The organism is Marinobacter sp. MBR-105 (assembly GCF_053628895.1).
This window is the reverse complement of the sequence record NZ_JBRJHG010000020.1, coordinates 67,551-83,848: the sequence shown is the minus strand read 5'-3', so window position 1 is coordinate 83,848 and position 16,298 is coordinate 67,551. Positions and strand designations below refer to the sequence as shown.

Here is a 16,298-nt window from a genome sequence, read left to right as displayed (position 1 = left end):
TTCGGAGAAGGTGATCTGATCCATGCTGGCAACGATCCTATGCGATTGACGATGGCCGTATTATCGCTGATTTTGGAGACTTATTCAGAGCCTCCCTAGAATAGCCCAAGCTTTTCAAACGGTCGTTCCAGGGCAACGATTCTTAACAAATCTACCACCAAAGGCGACACAATGTGACCCACATCACGCATTGCTTTTCTCTAATATTCCAATGTAATCCACTTTATAATCGACCAGGCAACGATCATTAGCTTCAAACCTATTGGCCAGTCATACTATCGCGCACCGGCTGCAGATTCAGGAACATTGTGTCTAACTCACTGATAAGAATAGCCCCCGGGGCACTCACCATAGGCAAGCCACTGCCCTGGGATGTTTTCGACTCAGAAGGCAATATTCTTCTGCGTCAGGGCTATGTGATTCAGACCAACAGCCAGCTCGAGCAGCTGTTTGAAAGAGGGCGCTTCAAGCCCCGAAAGATCGAGCGGCCGAAAGAGGAAACCTTTGAAGACCTGCGCCAGCGGAATCCGTTTGCAGAATATGGTGACTTGCTGACCACGCTGGAAGTCACACTCAACGCCATTACCTCGGAAGATCCCACCGCCCAGAAACGCCTGCTGGGTCTGTGCCGAATGCTGGATAAAACCTGCCAGGAGGCACCCGACGCCAGCCTGGCACTTGTGCACCTGTATTCCATCAGCCCCACCATCCATGAACAGATCCTGTTCTACGGCATCCTGTGCCATTCTATCGCACGCCAGTTCGGGCTGGAGGAAAAGCGGGCAACTGTGCTCACCGCCGCCGCGCTCACCGCCAACCTCGCGCTGGTGCCTGTGGCAGACCAACTCAACGCCTCCAATACGGTGTTGACCGATGATCAGCGGGCGGTCATTCGCAAGCACCCAGCCCGAAGCATTCAGGCGCTGACGTCGGCCGGCATCAATAACAAGCTGCTGCTGCGTATCATTGCCCAACACCACGAACAGGCCGATGGCTCGGGGTACCCTGAAGGGCTCAGCGGTAGCGATATCCTTCCGGAAGCAGAAATCCTGGCCCTGGCCGAGCGCTATGTGGCGATGATCACCAAGCGCGCTTACCGTAACCGGATGAATATCACTGAGGCCCGCAAACTCATCGCCACCCTGGCGGACGGCAAGTTCCGGCCGGCGATTCCGCGTTCATTACTGCAGGTATTGGGGGATCATCCTCCAGGCATGCTGGTACGGCTGGTAAATAACGAGGTGGGCGTTATTACCCGTCGGGCAGTGCGGGCACGCGGTCCTTTTGTACAGGCGATATTCGGCCCCCGAGGCAACCGCTACAGCGGCACCTTTGAGCGCGATACCAGCCTGCTGGAATACAACATTCGAGCGCCGGAAGAGCCCGAGATCATGCCATCCATGGATTTCAGCACGCTCTGGGGCTTCCGCTCCTGACTCAGATCAACCCCAGTGCCCGGGCATGATGGTTCAGGTGGTCATCAATAAACGAGGCGATAAAGAAGTAGCTGTGGTCATAGCCCCGATGCATACGCAGGTTCAGGTGATGGTGAAACTTCTCGCACACATCGGCCAGGGCATCCGGGTTCAGCTGGCTGTCCAGAAACTCATCGGCCGTTCCCTGGTCCACCATTAGCGGCAACCGTTCCTTTGCCGTCGGAATCAGCATGGTGGCATCCCAGGCTTCCCACGCCGACTGATCTTCGCCCAGATATCCGGTAAATGCTTTCTGGCCCCAGGGGCAGGCCATGGGATTGGCAATTGGTGCAAAGGCCGATACCGATTTGTAATACCCCGGGTTCTTCAAAGCCGCAATCAGAGCCCCGTGCCCGCCCATGGAATGGCCACTGACCGAACGTTCGCCGTTCAGCGGCAGCTCGTTTTCCACCAGCTGCGGTAGCTCCTTGACCACATAATCATACATCCGGTAGTACGGCGCCCAGGGCTGCTGGGTAGCGTTCACATAGAAGCCGGCTCCGGAGCCGAAATCATAGCTGTCATCTTCGCCGGGCAGATTCACCCCTCGGGGACTGGTATCCGGGCAAACAATGGCCAGGCCCAGCTTTGCCGCCAGTTTCTGGGCGCCGGCTTTCTGCATGAAATTCTGATCGGTGCAGGTGAGGCCCGACAACCAGTACAGCACCGGCACCTCTTTGGCCTGAGCACCCAGCGCCGCAGGAGGAAGAAACACCGCAAATTCCATGTCGCACTCCAGGGTAGCGGAGGTATGGCGATAGCGGCGGTGTTCTCCGTCGAAACAGACGTTGGTGGATAACAGGTCCATAGATCCCCCCCGGAGTCAAAGATGTGGTTAGCGATCAGTCCTCAGCCCCGGCATAGCTGGGTTTGTCGATACTGAAACCGGACTTGGCAAATTCCGCCAGAATGGCAGTACGCGTTACGATACCAACCAGTTTGCCATGATCAACCACCGGGTACACTTTTGGCTTACCAGCACCCAGATTCTGGGCCAGATCCACCACCGACATGTCCGGTGATACCGTCATCGGCTGCCGGAACATCACGTCATCCACAAGGGGATCGCCTTCATGGTGGTAATTGCTGACCAGTAGCGAGTGTATACAGTCCTGTTCCGAGACAAAGCCCAGCACATGGCGATGGTCATCCACCACTGGCAAACCGGTGACGTGATTGGCCAGCAGGGCTTTTACCACCCTGGTGACCGGCGTACCACAGCGTATCGGTTCAATGTGGTTCCACATCACTTCAGATATTTTCAATGAGCGCATCGACAACTTCCTTTCAGACATAATAACTGTGCCCGATTGAGCACTTCCATACCCTAAACATAGGCAAAGCACACAGAAATGAAAAACCGGCGTTATGAAAACGGTTTACATCGGATAATTGTCGACTAAACTCAATGGGTTATGCCCTTTCAGGGCTCAATAATCCTGATTCATCCGTGGTAAACAGTGGGAGAACCCATGGAAGCCATTTCCAATTTTGTAAGTGAAATCAACGGACTGGTATGGGGCCCTCCCATGCTGGTGATGATTCTGGGCGTCGGCCTGTTTCTGAGTATTGGCCTGAAACTGATGCCGATCATGAAACTGGGGGCCGGTTTCCGCCTGATGTGGAGCGGCCGGGCCCGCGGTGACGAGGATGACGGCGATATTCCCCCGTTCCAGGCCCTGATGACCGCACTGTCTGCCACCGTGGGTACCGGTAACATTGCCGGTGTTGCCACCGCAGTCTTCCTGGGCGGCCCCGGTGCGCTGTTCTGGATGTGGCTCACAGCCCTGGTGGGCATGGCCACCAAATATTCAGAAGCCGTTCTGGCGGTTCGCTTCCGGGAAGTGGACGAGCGCGGCAACCACGTGGGCGGCCCCATGTATTACATCCGTAACGGCCTCGGCAGCAAGTGGGCCTGGCTAGGCATCCTGTTTGCGGTGTTTGCCTCGGTGGCCGCCTTTGGCATCGGTAACACGGTTCAGGCCAACTCCGTCGCCGATGTGCTGGAAACCAATTTTGGCCTGCCCCACTGGGTAACCGGTGTGATCCTGATGGTACTGGTGGGCATGGTACTGATTGGCGGTATCAAGCGTATCGGCCAGGTAGCCAGTGCGCTGGTGCCGTTTATGGCTGTGTCCTATGTGCTGATTGGCCTGATCGTACTGGCCATTAACGCCAACCAGATTCCGGAAGCCATCAGCATGGTATTCAGCTATGCCTTCAGCCCGGCTGCAGCCGAGGGCGGGTTTGCCGGTGCTGCGGTCTGGGCAGCCATCCGCTTTGGTGTGGCCCGGGGCATCTTCTCTAACGAAGCAGGTCTCGGCTCTGCCCCCATCGCCCACGCGGCAGCGCAAACCAAGAACCCGGTCAAGCAGGGCATGGTGGCCATGCTGGGCACCTTCATCGACACCATCATTGTCTGTTCCATCACCGGCCTGGTCATCATCACCTCCGGTGCCTGGACGTCCGGCGAAACCGGGGCGGCACTGACTTCCCTGGCCTTTGAAACCGGCCTGCCGGGCTTTGGTAACTACGTGGTGGCGATTGCCCTGGCGATCTTCGCGTTCACCACCATCATTGGCTGGTCTTTCTACGGCGAGCGCTGTATTGAATTCCTGTTCGGTGTGAAGGCCATTCTGCCTTACCGGGTACTGTGGATTGTGGCCATTCCGGTGGGCGCCACCATCAACCTGGGCTTTATCTGGCTGGTGGCCGACACCCTGAACGCCATGATGGCACTGCCCAACCTGATCGCCCTGCTGCTGTTGAGCCCGGTGGTGTTCAAACTGACCCGGGAGCATTTCGACAAGCAGAAAGCCCTGGGCGTGAAGTAACACCCTGTCTATGCAAGCTGCTCATAAGGATGTGAGCAAACCGTTGGATGCGCCAGATCAAGTCGCCCTTGTAACTGGCGCATCCAACACCACAGTTACTCGTATACACTGATCAGACAACAACGGCGGGCAACGCCGGCGCAATACACGAATTTGCCAACAACCGTGTCGAAGGAGAGTAAGTATGAGTCTGCGTCTTGGAGATACTGCACCGGATTTTGAACAGGATTCCACCGAGGGCCGCATTCGCTTTCACGAGTGGCTGGGCAATAGCTGGGGCGTGCTGTTTTCCCACCCGGCCGACTTCACCCCGGTGTGCACCACCGAGCTGGGCCTGACTGCCAAGCTCAAAGACGAATTTGCCAAACGTAACGTCAAGGCCATTGCCCTGAGTGTCGACCCGGTCGATTCTCACCACGACTGGATCAAAGACATCAACGAGACCCAGGGCTGCACGGTCAACTTTCCAATCATTGCGGACCACGACCGCCAGGTGTCCGAGAAGTACGACATGATCCACCCGAACTCCAACGACAGCCTGACCGTGCGTTCGTTGTTCATCATCGACCCGAACAAGAAGGTTCGACTGATCATCACCTACCCGGCATCCACCGGTCGGAACTTCAATGAAGTGCTGCGGGTAATCGATTCCCTGCAACTGACCGACGAACACCGCGTGGCCACACCCGGCAACTGGGAGAGTGGCAGTGATGTGGTGATTGTGCCGTCCCTGCAGGATGAAGATGAGATCAAAAAGCGCTTCCCGAAAGGCTACAAAGCAGTGAAGTCCTACCTGCGGATGACACCAGACCCGCGTTCCAACTGGAGTGGCGACTGATACCAACGCCATAAACAAAAAGGGCAGCCAAACCGGCTGCCCTTTTTTGTGCCTGAGCGTACCCGAAGGTACTGCTGCTCCGATCAGAACGCCGGAACAACCGCACCTTCATACTTCTCCATAATGAAATCCTTCACCGCATCGGATTTCAACGCATTGGCCAGCTTCCGCATGGCTTCGCTGTCCTTGTTATCCGGACGGGCGACCAGGATGTTCACGTACGGCGACTCAGAGCCTTCAATCACCAGGGCATCCTCAGACGGGTTCAGGCCCGCTTCCAGCGCGTAGTTGGTGTTGATCAGCGCCAGGTCCACCTGGTTCAGGATACGCGGCAGGGTCGCCGCTTCCAGTTCCTTGAAGTCCAGGTCTTTTGGGTTTTCGGCAATATCACGCGGGGTCGCAGTGATCTTGCTTTCGTCCTTCAGGGTAATCAGGCCCGCTTTCTGCAGCAACAGCAGAGCACGGCCACCGTTGGTGGGGTCGTTGGGGATGGCCACAACCGCACCTTCTTTCAGCTCGTCCAGAGACTCAATCTTGCTGGAGTAGGCGCCGAACGGCTCCACGTGAACGCCGGTCACAGTCACCAGGTTGGTGCCACGGCCGTCGTTGAACTCATCCAGGTACGGCTGGTGCTGGAAGAAGTTGGCATCCATACGCTTCTGATCAACCTGGATGTTGGGCTGCACGTAGTCGGTGAACACCTTCACATCCAGCTCTACACCCTGTTCCGCCAGGGCCGGCTTCACGAATTCCAGCAGCTCGGCGTGGGGTACCGGAGTCGCGGCTACGGACAGTTGTTCTGCCGAAGCAGCGTTCGAGAAGGTTGCAACAGCGGCCAGAGCCACCAGAGTTTTCTTCAGGTTCATAACAAATCTCCTGCGTTAATTATTTACGGCTGAAATACAGAACCAGGCGATCGCCCGCCATCTGCAACACCTGCACAAAGATCACCAGCAGGGCCACAGTAATCACCATGACGTCGGTCTGGAACCGCTGGTAACCGAACCGGATTGCCAGGTCCCCAAGGCCGCCGCCACCAATAACGCCAGACATGGCTGCGTAAGAAACCAGGGTAATGGCCGTTACCGTAATGCCCGCGATAATGCCGGGAAGTGCCTCCGGCAGCAAGGCACCGAAGATGATCTGCCGAACATTCGCACCCATGGCCTGGGTCGCTTCAATAATGCCCCGGTCCACCTCCCGCAAGGAGGTTTCCACCAGGCGGGCAAAGAAGGGCGCACCACCAGCCACCAGCGGAGGAATGGCGCCGGCCACACCCAGGGAGGTGCCGATCAGCATTACCGTGAACGGGATCATCACAATCAGCAGGATGATGAAGGGCACAGAGCGCAGCACGTTCACAATAAACGACAGGATGGCGTAGGCCACCGGCTGTTCCAGCAACTGACGCTTTCCGGTCAGGAACAACAGCACACCTATGGGCAAGCCAATCAACACGCTGAACAACAGCGACATGCCCACCATCACCAGGGTATCCCAACTGGCCCAGCCAATTTCGGCCCAGTCCACGTTCCCCATAAGGCTTTCCATCAAGGCTTCCATCAGCGCACCACCTCCACATGAACGTCAGCGGCTTCCAGCGCTTTCATGGCGACCTCCAGATCGCCACCCACCAACGACAGGGTCAACTGGCCGTAGGGCGTGTCCTTGATGTGATCAATCCTGCCCGAGAGAATACTGAAATCCACACCGGATTCCCGGGCAACACTGCCCAGCAACGGTTTGTAGGTGGATTCCCCCTTGAACGTCAGGCGCAGAATACGGCCCTCGGCTTTCTGCAGATCTTCCTGCAGCTCATCGCGATCCACATTTTCGCTTTCGAACACAAAATCCCGGGTGGTCGGGTGCTGGGGGTGCAGAAAGACTTCACTGACTGGCCCCATTTCCACCACACGGCCGGCGTCCATCACCGCCACCCGGTCACAGACACGGCGCACCACATCCATCTCGTGGGTAATCAGCACGATGGTCAGGCCCAGTTCCTTGTTGATGTCCGCCAGCAGCTTTAGCACCGACTGGGTGGTTTGTGGATCCAGGGCGCTGGTGGCTTCATCGCACAGCAAAATAGTCGGTCTGCAGGCCAGGGCGCGGGCAATGCCTACCCGCTGTTTCTGCCCGCCAGACAACTGGGACGGATATTTGTTGGCATGATCGCTCAGGCTCACCCTTGCCAGCAGCTCATCCACCCGACTGCGAATTTCAGCCTTGGAATAAATGCCCGCCAGCTTCATCGGGAAGGCAATATTGTCAGCCACCGTCTTGGACGACAGCAGATTGAAATGCTGGAAAATCATGCCCACTTTGCGTCGGAACGCCCGCAACTCTGCGGCGCTGTAGCGGGTGATGTCCTCGTCGTCGATCAGGATGCGACCGCCGGTGGAGGGTTCCAGTTTGTTGATCAGTCGGACAAGGGTCGATTTGCCCGCGCCGGAGTGGCCGACGATGCCGAACACCTCACCGGTCTCGATGGTCATACTGGTGGGATGCAGCGCGGGGATCGCCCGGCCAGCCATTTGGTACGACTTTTCTACCTGGTCAAATACAATCACGATCAGTGCCTTGCAGATGCGTCGTTAAAACCGGCGATTATAGCCTATTCAGGGGGCAAACCCGAATCCCGCCCGGTGGCCGGCAGGTGGGTAGTTGCCCTTACACCAAAAGGTACCTGACAGACCCGTCCCGGCTCAGCTAAACTCGTATCCACAAAGAACATTAACAACTGTCCACCATTCCGAGGCGCGCCCCTTCCGTGACTACTCCGTCCGAAACTTCGCCCTCAAGGATGAACTCAACCCAGGCATGGGTTTCCTACCTGAGCAAGGTAGAGTTGCCGGTTTTGGCCAACACCCTCCGGCAGATCAACGAACTGACAGACAGCCGCAACAGTACCGTCAATGAGTTGGCAAACGTGATTCTCAATGATGCCCAGCTCACCTCTCAGGTGCTCCGGTTATCCAACACGGTGTTTTACAACCAGACCCGCACCCAGGTCAGCACGGTCAGCCGGGCCATCACGCTGATTGGCTTTGATGCCGTGAAGTCCATGGCGATTTCGTCTCTGATTGTCGATTCCCTGCTTAAACGCAATGATCGCCCCCACCTGCTGCGATGCCTGGCCAGGGCAATTCACGCCGCGGTACAGGCCCGCTGTCTGATGCCCAAACGCACCGAGCACGCCCTGGAAGAAGTCTTTATCGGCGCTTTGCTGATGAACATTGGGGAACTGGCTTTCTGGTCCTGCGAAACCGAGCAGGCCAGCGAACTTGAAGAGCGCCTGCGGCTGGAAGAGCCCCCGGTCGAAGCCCAGAAAGCGGTGCTGCATACCACCTTTACCGAAATAACCCGCGGGCTGGTGGATGCCTGGTCGCTGGGACCGTTCATCAAGGAAGTGGTAGCGCCGGGAAAAGCCAACTCCATGGCCAGCAGCCTGGTCCGCAACAGCGTCGAAATGGCCCGGGTGTCCGAGAACGGCTGGAGCGGGGCCGAGATGGACAAGGTGCTCGAGAAGCTCTCTGACGACATCGGTGAAACCCCCGCCGCCATCCGTGATCAACTCAAGGTAAACGCCCAGGAAGCCAGCAAAGTGGCGGTTTCTCTGGGCATCCCGCAAGTGACCGCTCTGCTGCCGGGCAACCAGGAGTCAGTCCCCGATGCCCCGGCCATGGACTCCGATCTGCAACTGCAGATTCTGCGGGAGCTAACCCAGACCCTGGCGGAAAAACCGGACATCAATGAGGTCTGCCAGTTGGTGATTGAGGGGATTCACCGGGCCATCGGCATGCAGCGCGTAGCCCTGTTGATGACCGACCGCTCCGGCGAATTACTGGTACCGCGCAAGGTAGGTGGCCGCGGCACCGAAGAGTGGCGCGAGCACTTTGTCATCAAGAAAGACGGCACCGGGCCCCTTGGGCCGCTGTTGCCCCATGGCACCTGCGCCGTCTATGAACCCCGAAAGCAGACCGAGGGCGTACCCTACGATCGCTGGCTGGGGAAAGTTCCGGCGCTGGCAGGCTCGCTGAAAGCCAAGGGCCGATTGGTAGGCTTGTTCTACGCTGATAATGCGGCCGCAGGCTATGTGCCATCGGAACAGCAATTGGCGGCGTTTGGCCACTTCATCCAGAACGCCCAGTTGTGCCTGACCCTGATGTCAGCACGAGGCTGATTACGGGGTTTACTGGAAAAATACAAAGCATCGACCATACTTCTTTTTCACAGGGAGCTCACCAAATCCGTTCTAGGCATGGAGCATCAGACTGTGGAAATGGAAACCGCCACAATGCGCCCCTCCCCGGCCGATGCCGTGGTGTTGCTGCGACCAGACGGGGTCGTGGAAGACTGGAACTCTGCTGCGGAAATCCTGCTGGGGTTCACGCGGGAAGAAGCGGTGCAGCAGCCGCTTGCCGATCTTATCGAGCTTACGGATTCAGAACACCGGGCGCTTACCCTGGATTTTGGTGACTGTGGACGCAGCCTGTCCACGCAGGGCCTGTGCCGGTCTAAAAAAGGCCAGTCCTTTCCCGTCGAGGTCGTTTGCAGCCCGGTCGATGTTCAGGGCGACAGCCTGGTGGTTACCCTGATCCGGGATGTTTCAGAACTCAAGCGGGCCGAGCAGAAATTCCGGGGCTTACTGGAATCGGCGCCGGATGCCATCGTCATTGTCAAACAGGGCGGCCGCATTGTGCTGGTGAACTCGCAGGCGGAATCCCTGTTTGGCTACCACCGGGACGAGATGATCGGCCAGAACGTCGAAATTCTTATGCCCGAACGTTACCGGGGCCAGCATATTGGTCATCGGGATGGCTTTTTCAAAGATCCCCGCGTTCGACCTATGGGCATGGGCCTTGAGCTGTTTGGTCTCAGAAAGGGTGGCATCGAATTCCCCATTGAAATCAGTCTCAGTCCGCTGGAAACCGAAGAGGGCATACTGGTGTCCAGTGCGATTCGGGACATTACCGAACGTAAGCGCTTCGAGCGCGCCCTCCAGGATAAAAACCAGGAACTCGCCACCGCCAACAAAGCCAAGGACCAATTCCTGGCCAGCATGAGCCACGAACTACGAACTCCGCTCAATGCCATTATCGGCTTTACCGGCACCTTGCTGATGGGCCTCCCCGGGCCACTGAACGACGACCAGAAAAAGCAACTCGGCACCGTGCGCTCCAGTGCACAACACTTGTTATCCCTTATTAACGACTTGCTGGACGTTGCGAAAATCGACGCGGGCAAACTCGAACTGAAGCCAGAGAACATCAATCTGAACCAGTTGCTCGAAGAAATACACGGTACCTTCAGCCTGCAGGCTCGGGAAAAGGCACTCGAGCTTGGTCTGCAACTGCCCGATCAGCCCGTCAACCTGGAAACCGACCGACGCGCTCTGAGCCAGATCGTCATGAACCTGATCAGTAACGGCCTGAAGTTTACCCACCAGGGCGGCGTCTACCTCACCCTGATGCGCCCGAATCCCCAATCGGTGCATGTTTGCGTCCGGGATACCGGCCCGGGTATTGATACCTCGGCTCAGGAAAACCTGTTTCAGCCCTTTTCACGCGGGGTGCTGTCATCAAGGCGCACGGAAGGCACTGGCCTGGGCCTGTACCTGAGTCAAAAGCTGGCCAACCAGTTGGGCGGCAACATCCAGCTTCAACGTTCCGATGCCAGCGGTTCGGAATTCCTTCTGAGCCTGCCGGGTGGATGACCATGAAAGCCACCGTGCTGCTCGTGGAGGATGATATGGCCAGCCTGGAACTGGCCGCTTACCTGCTGGAGCATCAGGGCTATCGGATCCATCGGGCCGAGGATGGTCGCCAGGGCCTGGACATTGCGCGACGCCTGGCCGATCAGCTGGATCTGATTCTGAGCGATATTCAGATGCCCAACATGGATGGCTATGAACTGCTCCGGGAACTGCGCGGGAACCCGGCTATGGCGGGCATTCCAGTCGTTGCCATTACAGCGTTTTCCATGCGCGGAGACGAGCAGGCCATCCTGAATGCGGGATTTGACGGCTATATTTCAAAACCCATTGATCCAGAACGTTTTACCACTCAGGTAGGCCAGTGGTTATCGGCTGAACCACGGTCTTAACTTGCCAGCGTAAGGAGAGCGGTAACATGGCAAGGATACTTATTGTTGATGATCATGAACCCAACCGGGAGCTGGTTGCTTCCCTGGCGGGCTATCTGGGCCACGAGATTCTGGAAGCACCGGACGGCGAAAAAGCCCTGGCCGTCGTCCGGCGACACCGCCCGGACCTGGTGATCTGCGATCTGTTGATGCCAGTGATGGATGGCTATGAATTTGTGCGTCAGGTACGACAGGATCCGCGCATTGCCGACACCGAAATCATGTTCTACACCGCCAACTATCGTGAAGATGAGGCACGCACACTGGCCAGCCAGTTGGGAGTTCACCGAATCATCTTCAAACCCTGTGTTCCCGAGGACGTGCTCGAAGCCATAGAAAGCGCACTTCGCCCGATAGATTCTCCGCCAGAGCCCACTCAGGCGGTGGATGAAAACCGCTTCGACGCCGAGCATACCCGAGTCCTGACCGACACGCTGTCCCGCAAAAGCGATGAACTGGAAAAGGCGAATCGACGGCTCGCCGCCCTCACCGAAATCAATCTTCAGCTTTCGGGAATGCGCGATGCCGGTCGTATGCTGGAGACGATCTGTCGCGATGCCCGCGCCCTGGTAGGCGCCAGCTATGGCATTCTGTGTGTCAACGAGAGCCACAACGGCGACCAGCAGATTCGGCTTTTCCTCAGTGGCTTCAGTCCCGAACTGAAACAACAACTCGCCTGCCCGGGAATCAATGACGGGGTTCCCGGTGCCGTGTTGCGGGACAGACTCTCGAAAAGACTCCATGCCGGGGGCCATCAGGCACTGAAAATCGGTCTGCCAGAAGGCTATCCACCCGTTCAATCCTGCGTGGTTTCGCCCATCATGTCGGCGACGGAGGTTTACGGCTGGGTCTGCCTGATCAATCGCCTGGACGACGAGCCATTCAGTGAGGAAGACGAATGGCTCTGCAGCTCTCACGCAGCCATGGCTGGCCGGGTTTATGAGAACCGCAGCCTGTATCTGCAACTGGAGAGCCGGGCCCGCAAGCTGCAACTGTATGACCGGGCAATCGAAGAAAGCAGCAACGGCATTGTGATCTGTCTGGCCGATAAAACACGGGATAACCCGGTCATCTACGCCAACCGCGCCTTCAGCATCATGACCGGTTACAGCCACGACGAGATCATCGGTCTGAGCCCCCGCTTCCTGCTGGCCAACGATCTGGCCCAGCCGGGACTGGAAAGGCTGCGCAACTGCATGCGCCATGGCGGCTCTGCCCGAGCCATCCTCAGAAATTACCGGAAAGACGGCAGTCTGTTCTGGAATGAAGTAGCGCTTGCCGCAGTCCATAACGAACACGGCGAGATTGCGCATTTCATCAGCGTTTTCAATGATGTGACAGATCGGAAACGGTATGAGGCGGCGCTGGAGTATCAGGCCAATCACGATGACCTGACCGGGCTGCCAAACCGTAACCTGCTTCGGGACCGGCTGGAACATGCCATTACCAAGGCGACACGCGAGCACACCAAGCTCGCGGTGCTGCTGCTGGATCTGGACCAGTTCAAACGCGTGAATGACGGTCTGGGCCACAAAATCGGCGATACCCTGATTCAACGGGTTGCCTCCCGAATGAGTCAGTGTGTTCGTGACAGCGACACGGTGGCCCGCCTCGGGGGCGATGAATTCATGATTCTCAGTACCGATATCCGCGATGAGCGGGCGGCGGCCACCCTTGCGCAGAAGCTGCTTCGGCAGTTCCGACAGAAGGTAGCCATTAACGGCCATGAAATCATCGCCTCCGCCAGCATCGGCATCGCCATGTTTCCGAAGGATGGCGATAACGGCGATGAATTATTCCGGAATGCCGATACCGCCATGTACCGGGCGAAGGACGTCGGCAGAAATGGCTTTCAGTTCTATTCTGCGGAGATGAATAACCGCATGCGGGAGCGGCTCTATCTGGAACAGTCGCTCCGCAATGCCATTGGCCTGCATCAACTGTCACTCTGGTATCAGCCGAAACTGGATCTTGCCAGTGGCTCGGTCAAAAGCGCAGAAGCCCTGATTCGATGGCGCCACCCCCAATTGGGCATGATTTCTCCCGGGGACTTTATTCCCATTGCCGAAGAAACCGGTTTAATACTGCCCATCGGCGCCTGGGTGATTGAAGAAGCCTCTCGCCAGCTCGCCAAATGGCGTGATCAGGAGAACCAGGACATTCGGGTTGCCATCAACATCTCGGCCTATCAACTCAGTCATGGCAAACTCACGGATCAGGTTATCCAGGCCCTGGACAGCCTGGGACTGGATCCGCAGTCACTGACCATTGAGGTGACCGAAACCGCCATCATGCCCCAGATGGACAAGGCCGTTTGCGAGCTTCAGTCACTCAGGGAAATGGGCATTCGCGTCGCTCTCGATGATTTCGGCACCGGCTACTCAAGCCTGACTTACCTGAAACGTTTTCCGATCGATATCCTGAAAATTGACCGGAGTTTCGTCTCCGACATCGCCGATGACGAGGAAAGCGGGGCCATCGTCAAAACCATCATCAACCTGGCCCACAACCTCAACATGACCGTGGTGGCGGAAGGTGTGGAAACAGAGGCGCAACTGGAATTTCTGAGGACAAACGGATGCGACGAGGTACAGGGTTACTATTTCTGCAAACCCCTGCCGTCGGAAGAGTGCCTCGAGTTCCTGCGCTGCCGGCGTTAGCAGGGCCGGAACTCAAAGCTGGTGGTTAATGAAGCGAGCGCATCTGCCTCGGATAGAGGGCCGCACTGACTTCCGGCTCTTCCAGCAGGTCTGCCAGTTCCCGATCCACGTCGGTTTCCTCGCCCTCATCCGGCAGCGGCTCGAACAATGTGCTCAGCCAGGAGGCCACGGACGGCGCGTTGTCCCGATCGTAATCGGTAGACAGCGCCTTGATCCTTCGGAAGCCGATGATGCGCTGGTGGCGTGGGTCGCGAATCTGCTCGAAGCCCCGCCAGTAAATGCGATCACGGGTATGAAGTTGGACGAACAGGGTATCGATGGGGCCATTATCGTCATCCCGGGCGTCGTCATCAGTCGACGCCTGCTCAGGCTCGGGCTGGCCTTCGGCCGGTTTGCGGCGGATGGTGGTCCAGGCCGGATAGAGCACCGCGACCGCGTCGGCCTCCACATGTTCCCTGGCTGCTCTCAGAATAAGCCCCCAGCGAGCCTTGTCGGCATCAGTCTCCAGTGAGTTGATGGGAAGGTCGTAGCTCTGATCACTGGACAGGACGATCGCCATCATGGGGGCGTCCAGTTCCCCCATGGCTTCAGCCTGCGCTACGGATACCAGATCGTCGATTGCCATCGATTGGTTCATAAGATGCTCGCCTCCTCGATGCCATCAGGGTGGTCAGGAACCGGTGTCCCTGACTAACAGCATAGCCTGTTCCACATGGAAAGATAAACGTGGAGTTGGTCACCGCGGATCACAACCCCCGGAGAAGGTTTTTTCTTCGACCTCAGAAAGCATCCTCAAGTCGCTCGTAGTTGCTGAACCACGGATTGGCCTCTTCCAGTTGAGCAGCAACCTGCAGCAGGCGGTCTTCACCACCGTGGGCCGCTCCGAACTGCACACCCACCGGCAGTCCGTCACGGGTCCAGTAAAGGGGTACCGACATCGCCGGCGTTCCCGTCAGGTTGGCCAGTTGGGTGAACGGTGTCCTGGCCAGGCTTTCCAGGGCCATCTGGTCTACCTGTCCACTTCTGTGCACCAACTTTCCGGCTTTCAGGCCCAGCATCAGCCGCGCCACCAGCTTCAGGTGAGCAGGTGTATCCATTTGTCCGATCCGGGCCGGTAACTGGCCAGTGGTGGGACACAGATAAAGATCAAAACGATCGAAATACGCCCCGAGGGCCCGGGCGAAATCGTTCCACTGCTGGCGCAGGCGAACATAGTCTGGCAGCGGCATGGTGCGCCCGAGCATACCCAGCAGCCGGGTTTCCAGCTCAAAATCCCGATCGGTGGCGCCGAATTCGGTTTTCGCGCGTTCCATAAGCGCGGATACCTCACCGAAATACAGCGCCAGGTAGCAGCGGGCCAGGGCCAGCCCATCAAACTCCGGGCGGGCATACTCTACATCGTGGCCCAGGGATTCCAGCAGGCGTGCCGTTTCTTCAACTGCGGCGACGCATTCCGGCGCTACCTCGGTGTCATAGGGTGACGAGGTAAATACGCCGATTTTGAGGCGGCCCGGTGACTGCTGCATCAGGTCCGCCCAGGGGGCCGATGGCTGTGGAATAGTAAACGGATCGCCACTGGCCGGACCGGACAGCACATCCAGCATCGCGGCGCTGTCCCGGACGGTCCGGGAAACTACATGATCGGTGGACGCTCCGGTCCAGGCCTCGCCAGCGTATGGGCCAACCGAAATCCGGCCCCGGGACGGCTTCAGCCCGAACAAGCCATTGTAGGCGGCCGGAATACGAATGGAGCCACCGCCATCGTTGGCACCCGCCATGGGCACAATGCCAGCCGCGACCGCAGCACCAGAACCGCCGCTGGAGCCGCCCGGCGTGCGCTCGGTATCCCAGGGGTTACGGCTGGGGCCCCACAACGCCGATTCGGTCACGGCCTTGAGGCCGAATTCCGGGGTTGCCGTGCGACCAAGAAAAACCAGCCCTGCCTCCCGGGCACGGCGCACAAACTGGGAATCCCGCGTAGCGACGTTCTTCAGCAGAGCCCGGCTGCCGTATGTACAGGGATGCCCGGCCTGCTCCTGCGCCAGATCCTTGAGCAACAAGGGCACCCCGGCGAAGGGACCCTGTGCAGGAAAATCCTGATCCATGGCCTCCGCAAACTGCGGGTGGCAGATGGCATTCAGGCGCGGGTTCACGGCGCTGGCACGGTCGATAGCGGCCTCGGTCACTTCCCGGGAGGTGACTTCACCCCGGCGAATCAGATCGGCCAGGGCCGTGGCATCGTAACGGAGATATTCGGACGGTTTCATTGGCAACCCTGCTTGTTGTTCTTCGGCGAAAGTCCCCTGGACATTCCCGTTATAAACCGGAAACTCAGGAGCTTACGCCA

The 16,298-nt window shown here is 58.0% G+C and carries 14 protein-coding genes; 7 read left to right on the top strand and 7 right to left on the bottom strand.

Going from position 1 to position 16,298, the window contains the following annotated elements; all coding sequences use genetic code 11:
* Positions 1 to 308: 308 nt before the first annotated feature.
* Positions 309 to 1,436, top strand: coding sequence for an HD-GYP domain-containing protein (locus ACSSVV_RS18840; protein WP_454106736.1), 1,128 nt, complete (start codon positions 309 to 311; stop codon positions 1,434 to 1,436).
* A 1-nt stretch (position 1,437) separates the two neighbouring features.
* On the opposite strand, the gene fghA is transcribed toward ACSSVV_RS18840, so the two are convergent.
* Entirely contained in the window at positions 1,438 to 2,283 is an 846-nt protein-coding gene (fghA, locus tag ACSSVV_RS18835; protein ID WP_454106735.1) for an S-formylglutathione hydrolase, read from the bottom strand.
* A gap of 34 nt (positions 2,284 to 2,317) precedes the next feature.
* Positions 2,318 to 2,749 (bottom strand): CBS domain-containing protein, encoded by a 432-nt coding sequence (locus ACSSVV_RS18830; RefSeq protein WP_454106734.1) that lies wholly within the window; start codon positions 2,747 to 2,749, stop codon positions 2,318 to 2,320.
* Positions 2,750 to 2,947: 198 nt separating this feature from the next.
* Between ACSSVV_RS18830 and ACSSVV_RS18825 the strand changes: the two genes are divergently transcribed.
* Both ACSSVV_RS18825 and ACSSVV_RS18820 read left to right on the top strand, forming a co-directional pair.
* A complete protein-coding gene (locus ACSSVV_RS18825) occupies positions 2,948 to 4,309 on the top strand; it encodes an alanine/glycine:cation symporter family protein (protein ID WP_023012008.1) in 1,362 nt (453 codons plus the stop codon).
* A gap of 184 nt (positions 4,310 to 4,493) precedes the next feature.
* Positions 4,494 to 5,147, top strand: coding sequence for a peroxiredoxin (locus tag ACSSVV_RS18820; RefSeq protein ID WP_454106733.1), 654 nt, complete (start codon positions 4,494 to 4,496; stop codon positions 5,145 to 5,147).
* Between the two features lie 83 nt (positions 5,148 to 5,230).
* Here ACSSVV_RS18820 and ACSSVV_RS18815 read toward each other — a convergent pair whose 3' ends face one another.
* Genes ACSSVV_RS18815 through ACSSVV_RS18805 form a run of 3 tightly spaced genes read right to left on the bottom strand, consistent with a single transcriptional unit; the run spans position 5,231 to position 7,717 of the window.
* A complete protein-coding gene (locus tag ACSSVV_RS18815) occupies positions 5,231 to 6,013 on the bottom strand; it encodes a MetQ/NlpA family ABC transporter substrate-binding protein (RefSeq protein WP_454106732.1) in 783 nt (260 codons plus the stop codon).
* A gap of 19 nt (positions 6,014 to 6,032) precedes the next feature.
* Complete coding sequence (locus ACSSVV_RS18810; RefSeq protein WP_014420171.1) at positions 6,033 to 6,710, bottom strand: methionine ABC transporter permease; 678 nt, start codon at positions 6,708 to 6,710, stop codon at positions 6,033 to 6,035.
* The gene (locus tag ACSSVV_RS18805; RefSeq protein ID WP_454106731.1) at positions 6,710 to 7,717 is read right to left on the bottom strand and encodes a methionine ABC transporter ATP-binding protein; all 1,008 of its coding nucleotides are present in this window, start codon (positions 7,715 to 7,717) and stop codon (positions 6,710 to 6,712) included. The genes ACSSVV_RS18810 and ACSSVV_RS18805 overlap by 1 nt, the downstream gene beginning before the upstream one ends.
* Positions 7,718 to 7,917: 200 nt before the next feature.
* Here ACSSVV_RS18805 and ACSSVV_RS18800 point away from each other — a divergent pair, with 200 nt between their 5' ends.
* From ACSSVV_RS18800 to ACSSVV_RS18785, 4 genes are all read left to right on the top strand, one after another.
* Entirely contained in the window at positions 7,918 to 9,330 is a 1,413-nt protein-coding gene (locus tag ACSSVV_RS18800; protein WP_011783804.1) for an HDOD domain-containing protein, read from the top strand.
* A 99-nt stretch (positions 9,331 to 9,429) separates the two neighbouring features.
* Entirely contained in the window at positions 9,430 to 10,863 is a 1,434-nt protein-coding gene (locus tag ACSSVV_RS18795; protein ID WP_226374372.1) for a PAS domain-containing sensor histidine kinase, read from the top strand.
* Between the two features lie 2 nt (positions 10,864 to 10,865).
* Entirely contained in the window at positions 10,866 to 11,252 is a 387-nt protein-coding gene (locus tag ACSSVV_RS18790; protein ID WP_036198840.1) for a response regulator, read from the top strand.
* Positions 11,253 to 11,278: 26 nt separating this feature from the next.
* Positions 11,279 to 13,951, top strand: a complete 2,673-nt coding sequence (locus ACSSVV_RS18785) for an EAL domain-containing protein (RefSeq protein ID WP_011783801.1) — start codon at positions 11,279 to 11,281, stop codon at positions 13,949 to 13,951.
* A gap of 25 nt (positions 13,952 to 13,976) precedes the next feature.
* Here ACSSVV_RS18785 and ACSSVV_RS18780 read toward each other — a convergent pair whose 3' ends face one another.
* Together ACSSVV_RS18780 and ACSSVV_RS18775 are read right to left on the bottom strand one after the other, a co-directional pair.
* A complete protein-coding gene (locus ACSSVV_RS18780) occupies positions 13,977 to 14,588 on the bottom strand; it encodes a hypothetical protein (protein ID WP_023012003.1) in 612 nt (203 codons plus the stop codon).
* A 142-nt stretch (positions 14,589 to 14,730) separates the two neighbouring features.
* Positions 14,731 to 16,218: an amidase gene (locus ACSSVV_RS18775; protein WP_113879586.1), complete on the bottom strand. Its 1,488-nt coding sequence runs from the start codon at positions 16,216 to 16,218 to the stop codon at positions 14,731 to 14,733.
* Between the last annotated feature and the right edge of the window lie 80 nt (positions 16,219 to 16,298).